This window comes from Haloplanus ruber (assembly GCF_024494725.1).
In the GTDB taxonomy this organism is placed as follows: Archaea; Halobacteriota; Halobacteria; order Halobacteriales; family Haloferacaceae; genus Haloplanus; species Haloplanus ruber.
Genome location: NZ_JANHDK010000001.1, coordinates 448070 through 465069, shown reverse-complemented (window position 1 = coordinate 465069; position 17000 = coordinate 448070). Strand labels below are relative to the sequence as shown.

Here is a 17000-nt window from a genome sequence, read left to right as displayed (position 1 = left end):
CAGGAGGGCGATTTCGTGGACTGTTCACGGCGCTCGCTATCGCGGAGAAAACGGACCTACGCCGTCGGCGCGCCGAGGTACTCCTCGTTGATCTCCCACTCGCCCTCGTCGTTTTTGATCATGTACTCGCCGTAGTAGGGCACGCGGTTCGCCACCGTCTCGCGGAAGGTCTCCCTGATCTCGGCTTTCGTCATCTCACCCATCGACCGGAGGTCGTCGTTGCGGTTGAGACAGCCCTTCAGGTAGCCCTCGTGGGTGACACGGACCCGGTGACAGTTGGCACAGAACGTCGGATTCTCGACGGGATCGACGATTTCGACCATCCCCCGCTCGGCTGGTGGGGCGGTCGGCCCGTCGGGGTCGGTCCCACTCACCCAGTAGCGCTTCCGGTCGTGCATCTCGCGGTGTTCGATTTCGTCGGCGATGTCGGCCAGCCAGTCGTGGACGCGCCCGATGTCGATGTTCCACTCGGGCTTGCCGGTGAGTTCGGGCATGTACTCGATCAACTGGAGCTGGAGGCCGTCGTTCTCGGCGACGTGATCGACCATGTCCTCGACGTAGCCTGCGGTGTGCTCGAAGACGACCATGTTCAGTTTGACGGGATCGAGCCCCGCATCGAGTGCCGCCTCGACACCCTCCATCACCTTGTCGTAGGCGCCGGATTTCGTGATTTCGGCGAAGGCGTCGGGATCGAGAGCGTCCTGTGAGACGTTGACCCGTTCGAGACCGGCGTCGACCAGGTCCGGCGCGCGCCCGGGTAGATAGGTGCCGTTGGTGGTCATCGACACCTCCATCGAGTCGGGGGTCCGTCGGATGATCTCCTCTAAGTCTCCCCGGAGCATCGGCTCCCCGCCGGTGAACTTCACGCTGTCGACGTCGAACTCCGCGGCGACCTCCAGAAACCGAACGACGTCGTCGGTCGACATCTCGTCGTCCTGTGGGTCCATCGGTCCCCGGGTGTCACCGAGTCCCTCGTTGTGGCAGTAGACACAGTCGAAGTTGCAGCGGTCGGTGAGCGAGACGCGCACGCCCGACACCTCGCGCCCGAAGTCGTCCTCCAGCATTCTACCTGAGCGTTCGTCCGGAGCGGCTTAAATGGAGACGTTCTGCCGGGGGTGGTGTAACTACTAACGATTACATCTCGGCCTCCCAGGTTCGCCTGCACGGTTTCAGCCAGCGACCCGCGACAAAACGCTTATCCGGTGTTCACGCCGAGGCTACGCCATGGACGAAGCCGACGTACGGGAGTTGCTCGGCCGGGTCGACGATCCGGATCTCGGCGACGACATCGTGTCGCTGGGGCTGGTCAACGGGGTGGCCATCGAGGACGACACCGCCAAGGTGTCGCTGGCGCTCGGGGCCCCCTACGCCCCGGCGGAAAGCGCCATCGCTGCCGACGTCCGGGAGGTGCTCGCCGACGCCGGACTGGACGTCGAACTCACGGCGAAACGGCCGGCCGAACTCCGGGATGACGAGGTGTTGCCAGGCGTCAAAAACGTCGTCGCGGTCGCCTCAGGCAAGGGCGGTGTGGGCAAGTCGACCGTCGCGGTGAACCTCGCGGCGGGCCTCTCGAAACTCGGCGCCCGAGTCGGCCTGTTCGATACGGACGTGTACGGGCCGAACGTGCCGCGAATGCTCGACTCCGAGGACCCGCCGACCGCGACCGACGACGACACCATCATTCCACCGGAGCGCTACGGCGTGAAACTCATCAGCATGGCCTTCATGGTCGGCGAGGACGACCCGGTGATCTGGCGCGGCCCAATGGTCCACCAAGTGCTCACCCAACTCGTCGAAGACGTCGAGTGGGGGGAACTCGACTACCTCGTCCTCGACCTGCCGCCGGGGACGGGTGATACACAGCTTACTATCCTCCAGACCCTCCCGCTCACGGGGTCGGTCATCGTCACGACACCCGAGGAAGTGGCCGTCGACGACGCCCGCAAGGGCATCCGGATGTTCGGCCGCCACGACACGAACGTGCTCGGCCTGATCGAGAATATGAGCTCCTTTGTCTGCCCCGACTGTGGCGGCGAACACGACGTGTTCGGCTCCGGCGGCGGCCGTGGGCTTGCCGAGGCGAACAACCTCCCTTACCTCGGCGGCGTTCCGCTCGACCCCGAGATCAGAACCGGCGGCGAGCCGATGGTGTTGAAATCAGACAACCCGACTGCCGACGCCTTCCGCGTCATCACCGAGGACGTCGCCAACCACGTGGGCGTCGTCAACCGCCGCCGCGTCTCGAACTCCTGACGACCGGCGACGGAACGAATCACCGGCTCCGTACCGTTCGTGCCCGTCCGGTCACGTCCGACCGCTTTTGTGCCCGGGGCGCGAGGCTGGTGTGTGGACCCAGCACAGGAACACCCCGACAACCCGTTCGGCATGGATACCGACTGTCGGAACTGTTCAGGCCTCTGTGACGTGCGGACGAACGTCGTCCACGGGTACGGCGACGTCGCGGCGGATTTCATGTTCGTCGGCGGGCGTCCGGGTCCGGGCGCGGACCGCACCGGCGTCCCGTTCACCGGTGACGAGGCCGGCCGCCGACTCCAGCGAATCCTCGGCGAACTCGGCTTCTCGCACTCGCCACCCGACGCCGCCGAACCCGAACTCGACGGCGCGTATCTCACGTACCTCACACGTTGCCGCCACCCCGACCGCGGCCCGACAAGCGAGGAGGTCGGCACCTGCGACCCCTACCTGACCGCGGACCTCCGCATGATCAACCCGGAGATTATCATTCCGGTCGGCGAACTCGCACTCCGGGAGGTGGCGGTCGAACACACGACGCGGGACGCCGACTCGCTGGACGTCGAGGCGTGTCACGCGACGACGATCCGCGGCCGCGGGTTCGAACTCGTGCCCATGCGGGCGCTCGACGACCAGACCGACGCCCAGACCGCGGCCTTCGTCGAACACGTCGCCGAGTCGGTACTTGGGCGCGACTACCGGCAGACGAAAGGCCGGAGCGGCGCCCACGACTGAGACGAGCGTCGTGAGCGGTTTGGACCGGCGCGTTCAAGGCCACGCCGCCACGAGCGGGTGACATGACCACCATCGCCGTCATGGCGGCCCCCCCGCGCGAGGGACTGGTCGCTACCGACCTCGCGGCGACGAGTCCGCTGACCGAGGCGGAAGCCACGGAGTGTTACGCCGCGATGCTCCGGGATGTCCTCGTCGCGGTCTCTGAGTCGGGGGCCGACCTGCTCGTCAACTATCGACCCGACGACCTCCTGCCGGCGGAGTACGTCACCGACACGGCGGCCGCGGCGGAGGTGCGGGCGCTCGCGGCCGCGGCGCTTGACGACCCCAGCGACGTGCGGTTCGAACCACAGGTGGGATCGACCTTCGACGCCCGCGCGGGCAACACGATTACGCATCTGCTCCGCGAGGAGGGGGTCGTCTCGGCGGCGGTCGTCGAGCCGACGACCCCGTTTCTCACCCGGTCGCTCATCGACAACGCGGCGATGAAGCTCCGACGCTCCGAGGCTGTCCTCGGTGTGTCGACCCGTGGCCGGACCTACTACGCCGGCTTCACCGAACCGGTCGACTTCGCCGACGCGTTCGCGGCGCCCGCCCTGGAGACGCTCACCGACCGTAGCCGGGCGGCCGGTCACGCCGTCGACTTCCTGCCGATCCACCCCGTTGTCGAAACAGGGGCAGACCTCCTCGACGTGGTGCCAGCACTGAACGCACGGGTCGCGGCCGAACGGATCGCCCCCGCGAACACCGCCGCCTTCGTCGACCGCACGGGACTGCGAGTCGTCCACGACGACGGCGAACCGCAACTGGTCCGGGACTGATGGCCGACGCGGCGACCGGGACCGACAGGTCTTAGCGGGACGACGCCGAACGTCCGTCCGCGGTGGGATGGCAGAGCGGCCTATTGCGCCTGCCTTGAAAGCAGGTAGCCTCACGGCTTCCTGGGTTCGAATCCCAGTCCCACCGAATCCACTCGCTTCGCTCGTCTCGTCGATTCGATACCGTCCCTCTCGCTTCGCTCGCGGGACTCCTACCGACTCTTTGCGAACGCTAGTGAGCGAAACGCGGCCGCTGGATGCGTTCGAGCGACGCGACTGCGTCGCTCCACAGCCGTATCGACGCTAGTGACTAGTCAGCGCTGACCAGTGGCGGGGAAGCGTAGCACTGTAGACGAACCGCTCGCCGGAGTCACAAACTACCCCGGCCGTGTGACCAGCTACCTCGATACGCGTCACCAAACAACATGAACAATAATTATATACTTGGCGGGCGTACGAGTGTCTATGTCGACACAAGGGTCGACCTCGGCGTCGTTGCATCGGTGCGGGTGTGGTGAGACGTTCGACTCGACGGAGGCCCTTCTCGAACACGCCCGAGAGGTGCACCGATTCACGCCGTGGTGACCCGCCTGCGGTGACCCACCGCGGACCGAACGTAACGGCTTTGGGCCACCCGTCCAAGAGTCGGTTATGGACTGGCCACACGACCCCGACGGCGAGGAGGGAAGCGAGGGCCGACGCAAGTACGGTCACGCCGTCATCGCGAAGAAAGTAGACGAGGAGGAGGACTTCCCGCTCGACGTCGCGGCGTTCGTCGCGGAGTACGGCGACGACCCCGTTCGGATCGACTCCGAGACGGTCGTTTCCGTGCGCGACGTCTTCGAGGGGGTCGACGAGGAGGAGTTCGCGGACTTCACGACGCTCCATCGTGCTCTCGGTGAGACGATGCGCGAGAGTGGGTACTGGTTCTACGAAGGCGCCGAGGAGTTCGTCGGCGACGCCTGAGCGGGCCGAAACGCCAACCGGCGACCCTCAGTTCTCGGAAGCTTTTATAAATTATCCGAGCGTTACTGTGGGTATGGTACGTGATATCGGACGACGTGAGTTCCTCGTCGGGGCCGGAACGGCCGGTACCCTCGGACTCGCGGGATGTATCGGCGGCGGTGGAGACGGCGGCGACGGCGGAGATGGCGGCGGCGACGGCGAAGATAGCGGCGACGGTGGCCCCGAGATGCTCATCGTCATCGGCTATCCCGAGAGCGGTATCCAACTGTTCCGGGACTACTACTCGATGTCCAGCGGGGACCACGATATTCTGGTACCGGACGGCCTTCGCGACGGCGCCATGCCCGGCCAAGTTGGCAACGACATGGCGAACGTCGTCGGGACGGCCCCCGCCGCCGGTGGCCCGAATCAAGAGGCGTTCGCGAGCTTCTTCGAAGAGCAGTACGGCGAGTCACCCGGGGTGTTCACCTCGCAGTCCTACGACTCGGTCGCCATCCAAATCCTCGCTAACGCGGCAGCGGGCGAAAACGACGGGATGGCCGTTCGCGATCAGATGCGTCGGATCGCCAACCCCAGCGGCGACGAGTACGGCCCCCAGAACTTCCTCGAAGCCGTCGAGGCGGCGGCAAACGGCGACGACATCAACTACCAGGGCGCCTCCAGTGCGACCAACTTCAACGAGGCGGGCGACCCCGCCTCGGCGGCCTACTCAATCTGGGAGTTCGAGGGTGCCGACTCCCAAAGCACCAGTCAGATCGAGGTGCAGAGCTTCGAGGGCGAAAACCCCGAGGGCGGTGGCCAGAGCGCCGACAGCGCCCCCGGTGGGATGGGCCGAACCATCGACGTCGGTATCCTCCTGCCGGAGACAGGTGATCTCGCCTCCGTGGGTGGGCCCATGATTCAGGCGGCACAGTTGCCGGCCCAACAGGTCAACGAATCCGACCTCGACCTCGAGGTCAACGCCCAAGTCGAGGACACACAGACCTCGCCGTCGACCGGCGTCACGGCGGCCGAGTCACTCGTCAACTCCGGCATGCCAAGCGTCTGTGGATCGGCGTCCTCGGGCGTGAACGTCCCCGTCTCTCAGGAGGTGTTCATCCCCAACCAGATCGTCGGCTGCTCGCCTTCCAGCACGGCGCTTTCGGTCACCAACCTCGAGGACGACGACTTCATCTTCCGGACGGCTCCGTCCGACCAGTTGCAGGGACGCGTGATGGCACAGGTCGCCTCCGAACGGCTCGGCAACACGACGGCCGCGACGCTCTATGTCAACAACGACTACGGGCAGCAGCTCTCCGAGCGCTTCACCGGGGAGTTCGAGGATACCTTCGGCGGGACGGTCACGGACCAAGTCGCGTTCAACATCGGCGAGTCGTCGTACTCCTCGGTGATCGAAACGGCGCTGTCTGCCTAACCGCCGAGGAACTCCCGGCGCACCTCCTCGTCGTCGAGGAGCGTCCGGCCGTCACCCTCGAAGCGGTTGGTTCCGTTGGCGAGGACGTATCCCCGGTCACAGCGGCGAAGCGCCTCCTTCGCGTTCTGTTCGACCATCAGGATCGCAGTCCCCGCGTCGTTGATCTCGTCGATGCGGTCGAACATCTCGTCGACCAGATCTGGCGCCAGCCCCGCGCTCGGCTCGTCGAGCAAGAGGAGTTCCGGATCGAGCATCAGCGCCCGCCCCATCGCGAGCATCTGTCGTTGCCCGCCGCTGAGCGTCCCCGCGGTCTGGGCCGACCGCTCCGCCAGGATGGGGAACCGCTCGAACACCGCGTCGAACCGCTCTTCGGGCACCGAATCGAGGATATACCCTCCCATCTCCAGATTTTCCCGGACCGAAAGGGACGCGAAGACGTTGTCGGACTGTGGCACGTATCCGATCCCTTCGTAGATGATCTCCTCCGGGTCGAGGCCGGTGATGTCCCCCCCGTCGAATCGAACCGAACCGCCCATGTGCGTTGTGAGGCCGAAAACGGACTTCATCACCGTCGACTTGCCGGCACCGTTCGGCCCGACGATAGTGGTGTACTCCTCGTCACCGACGGCGAGGTCGACGCCGTCGAGGATCTGCAGGTCGCCGTAGCCCGCATCGAGGGACTCGACGATCAGTAAGTCGTCGGCGCTCATACGTCGCCTCCCAGATACGCCTCGATGACCTCCTCGTCCGCCTTGACCTTCTCAGGGGTCCCCTCCGTCAAGATTCGACCCTGGTGCATCACGACCACGTGACGGCAGTTCTCCATGATGAGGTCCATGTCGTGTTCGACGAGTAGGAACGTGTAGCCTCGATCCCGCAGTTCGTGGATGTGATCGAGGAGTCGGCGTTCGAGCGTCGGGTTGACGCCCGCGAACGGTTCGTCGAGAAGCAGGACGTCCGGATCGGTCAACAGCGCCCGCGCCATCTCCAGCAGTTTGCGCTGGCCGCCGGAGAGGTTGCCCGCGTACTCCTCGGCGAGGTGTTCGATTTCGAAGAACTCTAGAATCTCCCACACCCGGTCCAGTAGTTCGGTCTCCTGGTCGACGACGTCCCGGCGAGCGACCGGAAGGACCGACCGCCAGAGCCGTTCACCGCGCTGGCCCTTCGGGGCGAGCATCATGTTCTCTAGGACGGTCATCTCTTGGAGTTCGCGGGCGATCTGGAACGTCCGCACGAGGCCGCGGTCGGCGATTTCGTACGGTTCGAGTCCGGTGATATCCTCGCCCTCGAAGGAGACGGTTCCGGCGTCGGGGGTGAGCATCCCGGTGATGAGGTTGAACGTCGTCGACTTGCCGGCGCCGTTCGGGCCGATGAGTCCGGTGAGGGTTCCGCGTTCTACCTCGAAGGTCGCACCGTCGACGGCTGTGATCCCGCCGAAGTGTTTGGACATTCCCTCGACCCGGAGCGGCGTATCGGTCACCTCGGGGCGTGACCGGCCCTGCGCGTCGGCGCCGGCGTCGGCGTCACTCATCTCGCTCACCTCCGCTCGCGTCGCCGGCGGGTGTGGGATCGGTGCCGACGGCGTCCGCGTCCGTCCGCTCGCCCTGCTCCGACCGTCCAACGAGCGGGATGGCCGCGGCCGTCTCCTTCCGGTGGCCGAGCATCCCCTCGGGGCGGTTGTGCATCAACCAGATCAGCACCACACCCATGACGACGAGCTGGAGCTGGCGGACGGAGTCGAGCGTGTAGAGCAGGAAGGGAACGGGATCGAAATTCGCGATAAGCGGCGCGACCGCCGGGCCGAAGCTCCCCGGGGCGTCACCGGGCTGGAAGACGCTCGTGACGAGGTTCTGGAAGTAGAGCGGCCCTTGGTAGAGGACAGCCGCGAAGATGGCGCCACCGGCGACGCTCCCGGTGTTCGACCCGGCACCGCCGATGATGAGTGCAATCCAGACGAAGAAGGTGAGCCGCGGCCGAAAGAAGTTGGGCGTGACGGCACCCTGGCCCATCAGCCAGAGGATACCGACCAGCCCCATGAGCGCACAGCCGAGCATGAACGATGTGATCTTGAATCGCCCGGTGTTCTTGCCGAGTGCGCGGGCCACGTCCTCGTCCTCGCGAATCGCCTTCAGCACGCGGCCGAACGGCGACTCGCCGGTCCGCTTCAGTAGCCAGAAGTAGCCGGCGACGACCCCGAGGAGGACGAGACCGTAGACGAGGCTGTGGACGATCGGATCGGGATTGTTCGGGACGACAGTACCGACGAGACCGACGAGGCCGTCGTAGACGGTCGAGAGACCGAGGACGTCGATCAGCGCCAAGAGTGGATCGGGGAAATCGAGGATAAGTCCACTGCCGCCGCCGAAGCCGACGCGGGTCCAGTCGCCGGCCAGCGTGTGGGGGACCTGGAACTGCTGAAACGTCGAGGAGAGAAAGGTAAACCGGACGATTTCGGACATGGCGATGGTAACGATGGCGAGATAGTCGGCGCGCAAGCGGAGCGCGGGGAGCGCAACGACGAATCCGAGGAGGGCAGCGGCGACCATCCCCGCCAGGATGCCGACAGGGATCGGCAGGCCGAGTCCGCCGACCTGTGCCGCGCCTCCGGAGCCGTAGAGGGGCTTCGAGACGAAGGCCATCACGTAGATGCCGACGGCCATGAACCCGACAACGCCGATATTGAAGAGTCCGGTGTACCCCCAGTGGAGGTTCAAGGCGAGTGCGAGCGTGGCGAAGACGCCAATATAGAAGGTGAGCGAGGCGATGGAGTTCAACTGGCCCCGGAGGCTGTATCCGAGGACGAGGCCGCTCAGCAGGTAGGTGGCGTAGATTGCGGCGAGGACGACGAGGATCTTGGTCGCGTCCGCCTCCCAGAGTTGGCGGGCGGAGTCGGCGGTACTCATGCGGTCGACCTCCCGGAGAACAGCCCCTGCGGACGGACCAGCAGGATAACGATCATGACGACGAAGGCGGCCGCACGGGAGAACGCAGAGGGAATCCAGAGCACCGATACCGAGGCCGTGACGCCGATAATGAGGCCACCGGCGATGGCGCCGTAGATGGAGCCGATACCGCCGAGGATGACCGCCGCGAAGATCAAAAGCAGGAGCAGCCAGCCGTCGTTGAACCCGAGTGTCCCCTTCCAGAGGACGAACACGTACCCCGAGATACCGGTCAACCCGCCGCCGATGATCCAGGTCGCGCGGACGACCCGCTCGGTGGGAATGCCGGTGATACGCGCCAGATCCTCGTCGTCGGACATCGCCCGCATCGCCTTGCCGAGTTTCGTCGTCTGGAGCAGGACGTGGACCCCAAGCATCAACCCGACGGTGACCGCGAGAAGCGTGACGTCGTGGGCGTCGATCCGGACCACGCCGTCGACGAAGTACAACTGAAGCTGCGGGATCGACCCTGCGGCGGTCGTCCCCCGGACGTCGGAGCCGAAGACGAACTGAATCAGATATCGGAGTGCGAAGGCGACACCAATGCTCGTGATGAGGAGGGTGATCCCGCTCTCGGAGCGGATCGGCTCGTAGACGACGCGGTCGAGTCCCAGCGCCAACAGGACGGTGGCGACGCCGGCGACGACGATACCGGCGACCACCGCCACGGGCGTGGTCGTGACGCCGATGTCGAGGGCACCGCCGAGGACCGAGCCTCCGGCGCCGACCAGGAGGAGCGACCCGACGTCGGCCCGCCCCAAACCGGCCAGCAGGTAGGTCGTCGCCCACCCCGCGAACGCGCCGCTGGTGATGTAATCACCGTGCGAGAAGTTCGCGAAGTTCAGGATGCTGTAGGTCATCGAGAGGCCGATCCCAGCGAGACCGATCACGAGGCCACGCATCAGGCCGTCCCAGGCCAGCGAGCCGAGTCGCGAGAACGAAATCGACCCCGAGATCAGCAGCCCCCAGAACAGATCGACGAGAAACAAGAGACCGACAGCGACGAAGACGGCCGCCAGCACTCGGTCGGCCGTCAGCCGCCACGGTCCGGTGAACGATTCCGTGAATCCCATTCGTCATGTGTGGGAACGTGACGCAAACATAAACCTTTCTTTCATCAGTCTGATGTGACGGCGAAGTGTGGCGGACGGAACTGACTTCGGCGGCGGCGCCGTACGAGACGTATGTGGACGGTCGAAGCGGCGGAGCCGGGCGACGCAGCGACGGTCGCGGACCTCTGGGTGGCGTTGGCGAACGGTCAGCGGCGCTACGGGTCGCATCTCCGTGCCGCGGCGAACCGGGAACCCATCAAAGCGGCGATGGCGCGGGCTGCGGCTGACGGCCGACTCGACGTGGCCCGCGACGACGGCGATGTCGTCGGCTTCGTCCACTACACCGTCGAACGAGGGTCGCTCGCTCAGGATCTGACCCGAGGCGTGGTCAACGACCTCTACGTCGTCCCCGAACGGCGGGGTGAAGGGATTGGAACCGCCCTGCTGGACGCCGCGGAGACGACTCTCAAGGAGCGGGGCGTCGAGGCCGTCAGCGTTGAGGCGCTGGCGGACAACGAGCGGGCGATCCGGCTGTACGAACGGCGGGGGTATCGTCCACACCGCGTCGAGTTCGAGCGGAAGGTCGAAAACGATAAACACTCCCGCGGGAACTGATAATCCGTCGGCGTGCCAGGGGAGCATGGGCGGTTCATGCACTCGACTTGTAATCGAGACTTCGTGGGTTCAAATCCCACCCCTGGCTCCTAGCGCGTTCTCGCTGCAACCACGCTGCCCGGGGAGTTGACTCTCTCAAACCCTCCGATTTTTCCCAGTGATAATTGGCACACGAAGCTTAAGTAAGATTCCCGGTGACTGAATGTACAGCATAATGTTCGAAGAACGAATGGATAGGGGGCAGGTCGGTATCGGGACGCTCATCGTGTTCATCGCGATGGTCCTAGTCGCAGCGATTGCGGCTGGCGTCCTCATCAACACGGCTGGCTTCCTGCAGACTCAATCAGAACAGACCGGGCAACAGAGTAGCGCACAGGTCACTGACCGCCTCGAACCGGTGTCGAAGACTGGGAACGTCTCCATCTACGACAGCACCAACGCCACCGATCCGGGCAACGACACCACGATTCTCTCAGAATCGGAGGCGAACCTTTCGAAGGAGAACCAATCGTTAGTGATCAATGAGGTCTCCCTGGTGGTCCAGAAGGCTCCGGGGGCTAGCGACATCAACATGAGCGCGACGACGTTCGAACTCGTCGGTCCCGAGGGCACCGACCGCTTCGCGTTCACGAACGAGACGGCCGTCAACCGGAGCGGCGCGACTGGTCCCGACGACCGCACTCGCGCGCTCCAAGACGACGATAACTCGCTCAACGAGAGCCGTGGCAACGGGCTCATCCTGAACAGTCGGACGGATCGACTGGTCGTTACGCTCGACCTCAACGCGACGGCCAACACCGATCCCTTCGTTAACGGCCCTCTCTCCGCGGGCGAGACTGCCACCATCCGCGTCAACACCGAAAGTGGCGCCACTAGTATCATCCGCGTCCAAGTGCCGCAGTCACTCTCCGGCGAGCAGTCCGTCGACCTGTAGCGGGTCTGCTCACCGGCTACCAGGCTTCGATTGACTCGTCGAGCGGCCGACTGTGGCCGCGACATCACCCGAGTGGTCGGTGATGCCGAAGCGTGCCTCCTTCTTTTCACGAGTCGTACACCATCCGTCGTACCAGAGCGACGGCCCCGTCTCTCGGCGGTCGAAGGGACCGTCGGACGGTGGCTAGGGGCGGTGCCGGTTGAAACCGACCCCGACGCTATCGGGAGTCTGGCGTGGTTGGGTGCACGCAGAGGCGACAAGACTCTCGTGTGGTGACGAGAGGTGGCCGCAGTGAGGAGACGTGCCGTCGTTCGGCGTGGTAGGACTGGCCTCCGTCGAGTGGGGCGTCCCGGCGAGTGGGCCGCCCAAGTAGTTGTGAAGACGCTCACAACGTCCGGGGACGGGACTCGACAGCACGGACCGTCAGGCCACTGTCGACGAGCGGGGTGGTCACCGACGAGCCAACGTCGAGCGATGAGGCGGGGGTGACGGGTGGAAACTCACGTCGCGTCCGGATCGGGCGTCGCGAAGCGTGGAGTCGAGAGAGGATGCCCACAGTCGTCGGTCGGTCCCGCTTTCTCGGCCACGGACTCCGGGAGAGAAACGATGGCGGTGGGGCCGCCATCGTCGTGGGAGACAGCGACACGGCTTTGCTGGGCGGAGTGGGTGTTCCTGATCGGAATGCGGGCATGTCGCGTCGATGGGTGCCACCCGCCTGGGACTGACAGTGTCGACCGTCCCCCATGGACCCATCATTTCAGCTTACTTAACTTTCCGGGGCGAGAGCGTGGACACGGACGCCTGTCAGTCGGCCTCGATGCCCCGACTATCGTCCGTGGCTGGCGCGTCGGCGTGGCCTGGTGTCCGTTCGCTCACCCCACGCCGCAGAGTCGGGAGGTCGATGGACTCACTGCCGATCACCGCAAAGCCGACGAAGATCGTCAGGAAGCCAACGACTGCGGCCGTCGAGATGGCTTCCCCGAGAATCGCCCACCCGCCGAGGGCGGCGACGACGGGCACCAAGTAGAAGACGAGATTCGCCCGAATTGCCCCCGCGGCGTCGAGCAGACCGAAGTAGGCGATGTAGGCCACCGCGCCGGCGAGGAGGCCGACGTAGGCGAGGGCGGCGACGGCCTCGGGCGTCCACGTGATCGCAGTAGGCGTCTCGCCGGCACCCAAGCTGAACAGGTGACAGCAAAGCGCCGCGAAGGGGAGGCCCCAGGCGGTTCGGACCGTACTCGATAGGCCGCCGCCCGCCCACCGGATCAGGACGCTACCGAGGGCGCCGCTCACCGCACCCCCAAAGAGGATGACCTTGCCCACGCCGCCGGCCATCAGCGTCGCAGGATCGGGGTTGACGACCAGCGCGACGCCGACGAATCCCAGCGCCATCCCCGCGATACCCCGAAGCGAGAGCCGTTCGTCAGCCAGGAGAAACGAGGCGAAGACGGGCGTCAGGATCGGGTTGAGGCTGAACACGATGGCGGCGACGGCGCTCGTGGTGTACCCCTGGCCCACGAACAGGAGTGCGTTCGTGATCCCGATAGCGAACACGCCGGTCGCCAGGATGGCGACTGCGTCCCGCCACGTCCGGGGAAAGAGGTTCGCTCGCTCCGTCGTCAGCGCGGCATAGCCCAAGAGGGCGACCGCCGCGACATCGAACCGGAGCGCGACAAAGAGGAGCGGCGGGAAGTACACGAGTCCGGCCTTGGCCGCCACGAACGTCCCTCCGAAGAGGAGACCCGTGACCGCGAAGGCAAGCAGGGAGCGACGGTCCGCCGCGGTCACTCCCCAACCCCGTGGAAGGTCTGTTCGTCGCGCGGTCCGAAGGTCGAAATCCGCTGTCGGATACTCATCGAATACACGTACGCGACGGAGCCGTTTAGTTTAATTCGTAAATTATTTCATAGCAAGAAAGACGTGCAGTCCGTCCGGTGCGTTCGGGCCGTGCAACGATTTCACGGGGCGAAAGTGGTTTGTCGCGCCGGAGCGGACTGCGATCATGGAGTCGGCACTGTCGGAGATCGAGTTCCTCGCGCTCTCGCCGAACCGGGTGGCGGTCCTCCGCCGACTTGCACAGGAGCCACACACGCGCACGGACCTCGTGGTGGCGACGGGCGCGTCCCAGGCGACGCTCGGGCGGATTCTCCGGGACTTCGAGGAACGGTCGTGGATCCGGCGGATCGAAGGCGGATACGTCGCCACCGCGACGGGAACGCTTGTCGCGGAGGGCTTTCTCGACCTACTGGAGATCATGGAGATCGAGGGCGAACTCCGACCGATCGTCCGCTATCTCCCAGCCGACGAACTTGGCTTCGACCTACGACGGTTCGCGGACGCGACGATCACCGTGCCAAGCGGGACGAAGCCGAACGCACCGGTCAAGCGAGTGCTCGACTTTCTCCGGACAGCCACAGAGGTACGGGTATTCTCCCACGCGTTCAACGAGGGAAGCCTCCGGGTGATCGAGAAGCGGGTGAACGCCGGTGAGATGACCTTCGAGGGCGTCCTCTCACGGAGCGCGCTGGACGCCGTCGCCGACGACGCTGGCCTCCGGCGCCGCCTCGGGTCGCTGCTGGAGACTTCGGCGGCGACGGTGCGGGTACGGGACGGAGAGATTCCCGTGGCGGTGACCGTCGCGGACAGCGTGGTCCACATGCTTCTCCGAGACGAGAACGGTATCCTACAGGCGTCGGTCGACACCGACGACGTGGCGGTTCGCGACTGGGCACGCGAGACCTTCGAGGCGTACTGGGAGGCCGCAAAACAGGTCGATCCCGACGAACTCACCCACTGAGACGAGGGCGGCGGTCCGGACGGCTGCCGTGGTGCCGCCGGCTATGATCGGGCGCGCCGGTAGTTGACCAGCCGTCCACCACAGGTCGGACAGGTCACCCGAAACGGTCCCGCTTCGATCTCCCGGTCACACCCCGGACAGACGTAGCGCGCCATAACAACCCATCACGTATGCTCGATAATTAACCTTTCTGCCATATTGGGGCACGGGCAACGGATTTTTTCCGACTTCTCCCTACGAACGGTCGTTACCGTCCCGGATGGGGGACCGGAAACACTTAGCACGCGCCCCTCGGGAGAGGACGTATGGTTCAGTTGCGCTCCTGTTACTTCTGTGGCGGCGTCGGCGACTCGCTTCACGAGTATGAGGTGGTGCCAGAGCGTCTCGACGCCGGCGGAAACGGGCGGTCAGCGGTACTGTGTTCGGCCTGTCACGAGAAACTCCGGCGAATGCTCGAACCACTAGCCGAGGCGTCCGAGACGGCGGGCACGACCAACCCCGGACCCGCATCGCTGCAGGAAGTCACCTTCGGATCGGGTGCCGACGGCGGGGCGTCGACGGGAACGGCCGACGCGGGGGCGGACGGGGATGCGACACCCAAGGCGGTGGACGAGGCGGACGCTTCGCCGAGCGACCGGACGCCACCGGAACCGTCGTCGAACTCGGAAGCGACAGACGAACGGACTGGTGAGCGGTCGACGACGAGCGACGACGAGGGTGGGGCGGTGGACGACGACGTCCCCGAAGAGTATTACACGGTGTTGCGCCTCCTCCAGAACCGCGAGTTCCCGATGGAACGGACCACACTCGTCGACATCGTGACGGGCGCGTACGACGTATCGAAGCCACAGTGTGACCGTATTCTGGAGACGGCAATCGAGCGTGGCGTCTTGGTCGCGGACGGATCGACGCTCGACCTGGGTCGAAGCTGACGGGAAACACGAACAATTATGTACGATACTCGGTAACGTGTGGTCGGTGGTGACGTATGAGCCTCATGGACAAGGTAAAGGAGCTATTGGCACCCGACGACGGGGAGACAGTGCTCTACGACTACGAGTGTCAAGAGTGCGATACGACGTTCACGACGAACGCGGAAGCCGACGAGGCGACGTGTGACGAGTGTGGATCGCCCAACCTAGAGGAGGTTGGGCGGATGTACGCCGGTGGCGGCGGCGGCGCGCCCGGGTAAGGCTACGCGTCGGTGCCGCTCCCGGGGAGTCGCCTCGGGTCGCCCGAACGGAGGATGTACTCGATAGCGATGCCGTTGAGTGGCGACCCTGCCTCGGCGGCGTGTTCCCGGGCTAAATCGAAGTAGCGCTCGGCGACGGCGACGACGTTCTCGTATCCCGTCGGGTCGTCGTCCGCGAGGACATACTCCGCGGTGACGGGCGTGAGCTGTCCCTCGGCCACGTCGTCGCGGTAGTCGTCGACGTCGTCGAGCCAGATCTGTGCGCCGATGATCGCGAGGACGATGGACGTCCCGAACGCGGCAGGGATTTCGAAGCCGATGCCGCGGTAGGCATCGAGCATTCCGCGGTAGATGACGCCCACGCGGTCGTACTGGGTCCGGAGATACGGAAGGTCGCGTTCCGCGCCCTCGAATGGGGCGTCGTCGGGGACAGGTGCGAACTTGTACTCGGATTCGATGCGGTCGACGGCCTCGGTGTCGCCGTCGAGGGCGTCGGCGAGCAGTTCGCGGAACCGGTGGTCCTGTGCCTGGTGGGCTTCGGACCGTTCGACCGCGTCATCGTAGGCGACCCGCACCGCGTCGGGCGCGCGGTCGAACGCCGCCTCGACGACGGTTTGGAGGTGTGTCTGTGCGACCACTGCAACCCGCTCGCGGTCGACGTCGTCGCCGTCGACACGCACCGCGAAGTCCTCGAACTCGTCGTCGTTGATCGCGTCGCGCATATCGCCATCGAGCAGCGCTTGGACGATGAGTGCGGTCGCCTCCTCGGCGCGTTCGACGTACTCGCGCGCCTCGCGGTTGGCGGTCGCGGACGGGTCGACACGGCCCAGTCGTCCCCGGAGCCCGGTAGCGTCGTCGGTGACCGGGTCGTAGCCGGCCGTCGAGCGTGCGATTGCCCGTCGGTACAGGTAGCCAAGCGTTAGCTCCGCCGGGAGCGTGAGCTTCGTCTCGTACGCGAAATCGACCGTCTCGACGCCCAGTTCCGCGGCGACGGCGTCCTCGATGTCGGCGTACACGTCGTCGAGGATGGCATCGAGCGTCTCGTCGACCGCCGATTTGATCCGGAGGGCGCGGTAGTCAAAGCGGCCGCTCTCCGCGTAGTAGCCCAGGATCGCCTGCTGGGCGGTCGACAGGCGGTCGGCTCCGGCGAGACGGCCGGCGACGGTCCGCGGCGGCGACGGAATCACCGTTCCGGGCGCCCGGTCGTTGCGCCGTCCGCCCCTCTCACCTCCCGACGGCTGACTCGAATCCTCATCGGCCGAACTGTCCCCGGGAACGGGCATCA

Annotated in this window: 17 protein-coding genes and 2 tRNA genes; 12 read left to right on the top strand and 7 right to left on the bottom strand. The window is 65.6% G+C overall.

The window, feature by feature from the left end; all coding sequences use genetic code 11:
• Positions 1-56: 56 nt before the first annotated feature.
• A complete protein-coding gene (gene moaA, locus NO878_RS02470; protein ID WP_256404373.1) occupies positions 57-1064 on the bottom strand; it encodes a GTP 3',8-cyclase MoaA in 1008 nt (335 codons plus the stop codon).
• A gap of 160 nt (positions 1065-1224) precedes the next feature.
• Here moaA and NO878_RS02465 point away from each other — a divergent pair, with 160 nt between their 5' ends.
• The 6 genes from NO878_RS02465 (at position 1225) to NO878_RS02440 (ending at position 6183) form a co-directional block, all read left to right on the top strand.
• The gene (locus tag NO878_RS02465) at positions 1225-2253 is read left to right on the top strand and encodes an Mrp/NBP35 family ATP-binding protein (protein WP_256404372.1); all 1029 of its coding nucleotides are present in this window, start codon (positions 1225-1227) and stop codon (positions 2251-2253) included.
• A gap of 93 nt (positions 2254-2346) precedes the next feature.
• Positions 2347-2988 carry a uracil-DNA glycosylase gene (locus NO878_RS02460; RefSeq protein WP_379823807.1) on the top strand — a complete coding sequence of 214 codons (642 nt, stop codon included), beginning with the start codon at positions 2347-2349 and terminating at the stop codon, positions 2986-2988.
• 62 nt (positions 2989-3050) lie between these two features.
• Positions 3051-3806 (top strand): DUF2064 domain-containing protein, encoded by a 756-nt coding sequence (locus NO878_RS02455; RefSeq protein WP_256404371.1) that lies wholly within the window; start codon positions 3051-3053, stop codon positions 3804-3806.
• Between the two features lie 61 nt (positions 3807-3867).
• Positions 3868-3951: transfer RNA gene (locus NO878_RS02450), tRNA-Ser, on the top strand.
• 503 nt (positions 3952-4454) lie between these two features.
• Positions 4455-4769, top strand: a complete 315-nt coding sequence (locus tag NO878_RS02445; RefSeq protein ID WP_256404370.1) for a DUF5785 family protein — start codon at positions 4455-4457, stop codon at positions 4767-4769.
• A gap of 73 nt (positions 4770-4842) precedes the next feature.
• A complete protein-coding gene (locus tag NO878_RS02440; protein WP_256404369.1) occupies positions 4843-6183 on the top strand; it encodes an ABC transporter substrate-binding protein in 1341 nt (446 codons plus the stop codon).
• Here the strand turns inward: NO878_RS02440 and NO878_RS02435 are convergent.
• The 4 genes from NO878_RS02435 to NO878_RS02420 are packed head-to-tail and all read right to left on the bottom strand — an operon-like array spanning position 6180 to position 10027.
• The gene (locus NO878_RS02435) at positions 6180-6893 is read right to left on the bottom strand and encodes an ABC transporter ATP-binding protein (protein ID WP_256404368.1); all 714 of its coding nucleotides are present in this window, start codon (positions 6891-6893) and stop codon (positions 6180-6182) included. The two genes, NO878_RS02440 and NO878_RS02435, sit on opposite strands and share 4 nt — an antisense overlap.
• Positions 6890-7714 carry an ABC transporter ATP-binding protein gene (locus NO878_RS02430; protein WP_256404367.1) on the bottom strand — a complete coding sequence of 275 codons (825 nt, stop codon included), beginning with the start codon at positions 7712-7714 and terminating at the stop codon, positions 6890-6892. Before NO878_RS02430 ends, NO878_RS02435 begins: the two co-directional genes overlap by 4 nt.
• The gene (locus NO878_RS02425; RefSeq protein WP_256404366.1) at positions 7707-9086 is read right to left on the bottom strand and encodes a branched-chain amino acid ABC transporter permease; all 1380 of its coding nucleotides are present in this window, start codon (positions 9084-9086) and stop codon (positions 7707-7709) included. The genes NO878_RS02430 and NO878_RS02425 overlap by 8 nt, the downstream gene beginning before the upstream one ends.
• The gene (locus NO878_RS02420) at positions 9083-10027 is read right to left on the bottom strand and encodes a branched-chain amino acid ABC transporter permease (RefSeq protein WP_379824183.1); all 945 of its coding nucleotides are present in this window, start codon (positions 10025-10027) and stop codon (positions 9083-9085) included. The genes NO878_RS02425 and NO878_RS02420 overlap by 4 nt, the downstream gene beginning before the upstream one ends.
• A 282-nt stretch (positions 10028-10309) precedes the next feature.
• Here NO878_RS02420 and NO878_RS02415 point away from each other — a divergent pair, with 282 nt between their 5' ends.
• The 3 genes from NO878_RS02415 (at position 10310) to NO878_RS02405 (ending at position 11726) form a co-directional block, all read left to right on the top strand.
• Positions 10310-10792, top strand: a complete 483-nt coding sequence (locus NO878_RS02415; protein WP_256404364.1) for a GNAT family N-acetyltransferase — start codon at positions 10310-10312, stop codon at positions 10790-10792.
• A 14-nt stretch (positions 10793-10806) separates the two neighbouring features.
• Positions 10807-10880, top strand: a tRNA-Thr gene (locus NO878_RS02410).
• Positions 10881-11006: 126 nt separating this feature from the next.
• Positions 11007-11726: an archaellin/type IV pilin N-terminal domain-containing protein gene (locus tag NO878_RS02405; protein WP_305882554.1), complete on the top strand. Its 720-nt coding sequence runs from the start codon at positions 11007-11009 to the stop codon at positions 11724-11726.
• 804 nt (positions 11727-12530) lie between these two features.
• Here NO878_RS02405 and NO878_RS02400 read toward each other — a convergent pair.
• Positions 12531-13514 carry a DMT family transporter gene (locus NO878_RS02400; protein WP_256404363.1) on the bottom strand — a complete coding sequence of 328 codons (984 nt, stop codon included), beginning with the start codon at positions 13512-13514 and terminating at the stop codon, positions 12531-12533.
• A gap of 214 nt (positions 13515-13728) precedes the next feature.
• Here NO878_RS02400 and NO878_RS02395 point away from each other — a divergent pair, with 214 nt between their 5' ends.
• The 3 genes from NO878_RS02395 to NO878_RS02385 all read left to right on the top strand — a co-directional run bounded on the left by NO878_RS02395 (position 13729) and on the right by NO878_RS02385 (position 15715).
• Positions 13729-14523, top strand: coding sequence for a helix-turn-helix transcriptional regulator (locus NO878_RS02395; protein WP_256404362.1), 795 nt, complete (start codon positions 13729-13731; stop codon positions 14521-14523).
• Between the two features lie 305 nt (positions 14524-14828).
• Complete coding sequence (locus NO878_RS02390) at positions 14829-15455, top strand: hypothetical protein (RefSeq protein WP_256404361.1); 627 nt, start codon at positions 14829-14831, stop codon at positions 15453-15455.
• A 56-nt stretch (positions 15456-15511) separates the two neighbouring features.
• On the top strand, positions 15512-15715 hold the full coding sequence (locus NO878_RS02385; protein ID WP_256404360.1) for an FmdB family zinc ribbon protein: 204 nt from the start codon (positions 15512-15514) through the stop codon (positions 15713-15715).
• 2 nt (positions 15716-15717) lie between these two features.
• Here NO878_RS02385 and NO878_RS02380 read toward each other — a convergent pair whose 3' ends face one another.
• Complete coding sequence (locus tag NO878_RS02380) at positions 15718-16998, bottom strand: hypothetical protein (RefSeq protein WP_256404359.1); 1281 nt, start codon at positions 16996-16998, stop codon at positions 15718-15720.
• Between the last annotated feature and the right edge of the window lie 2 nt (positions 16999-17000).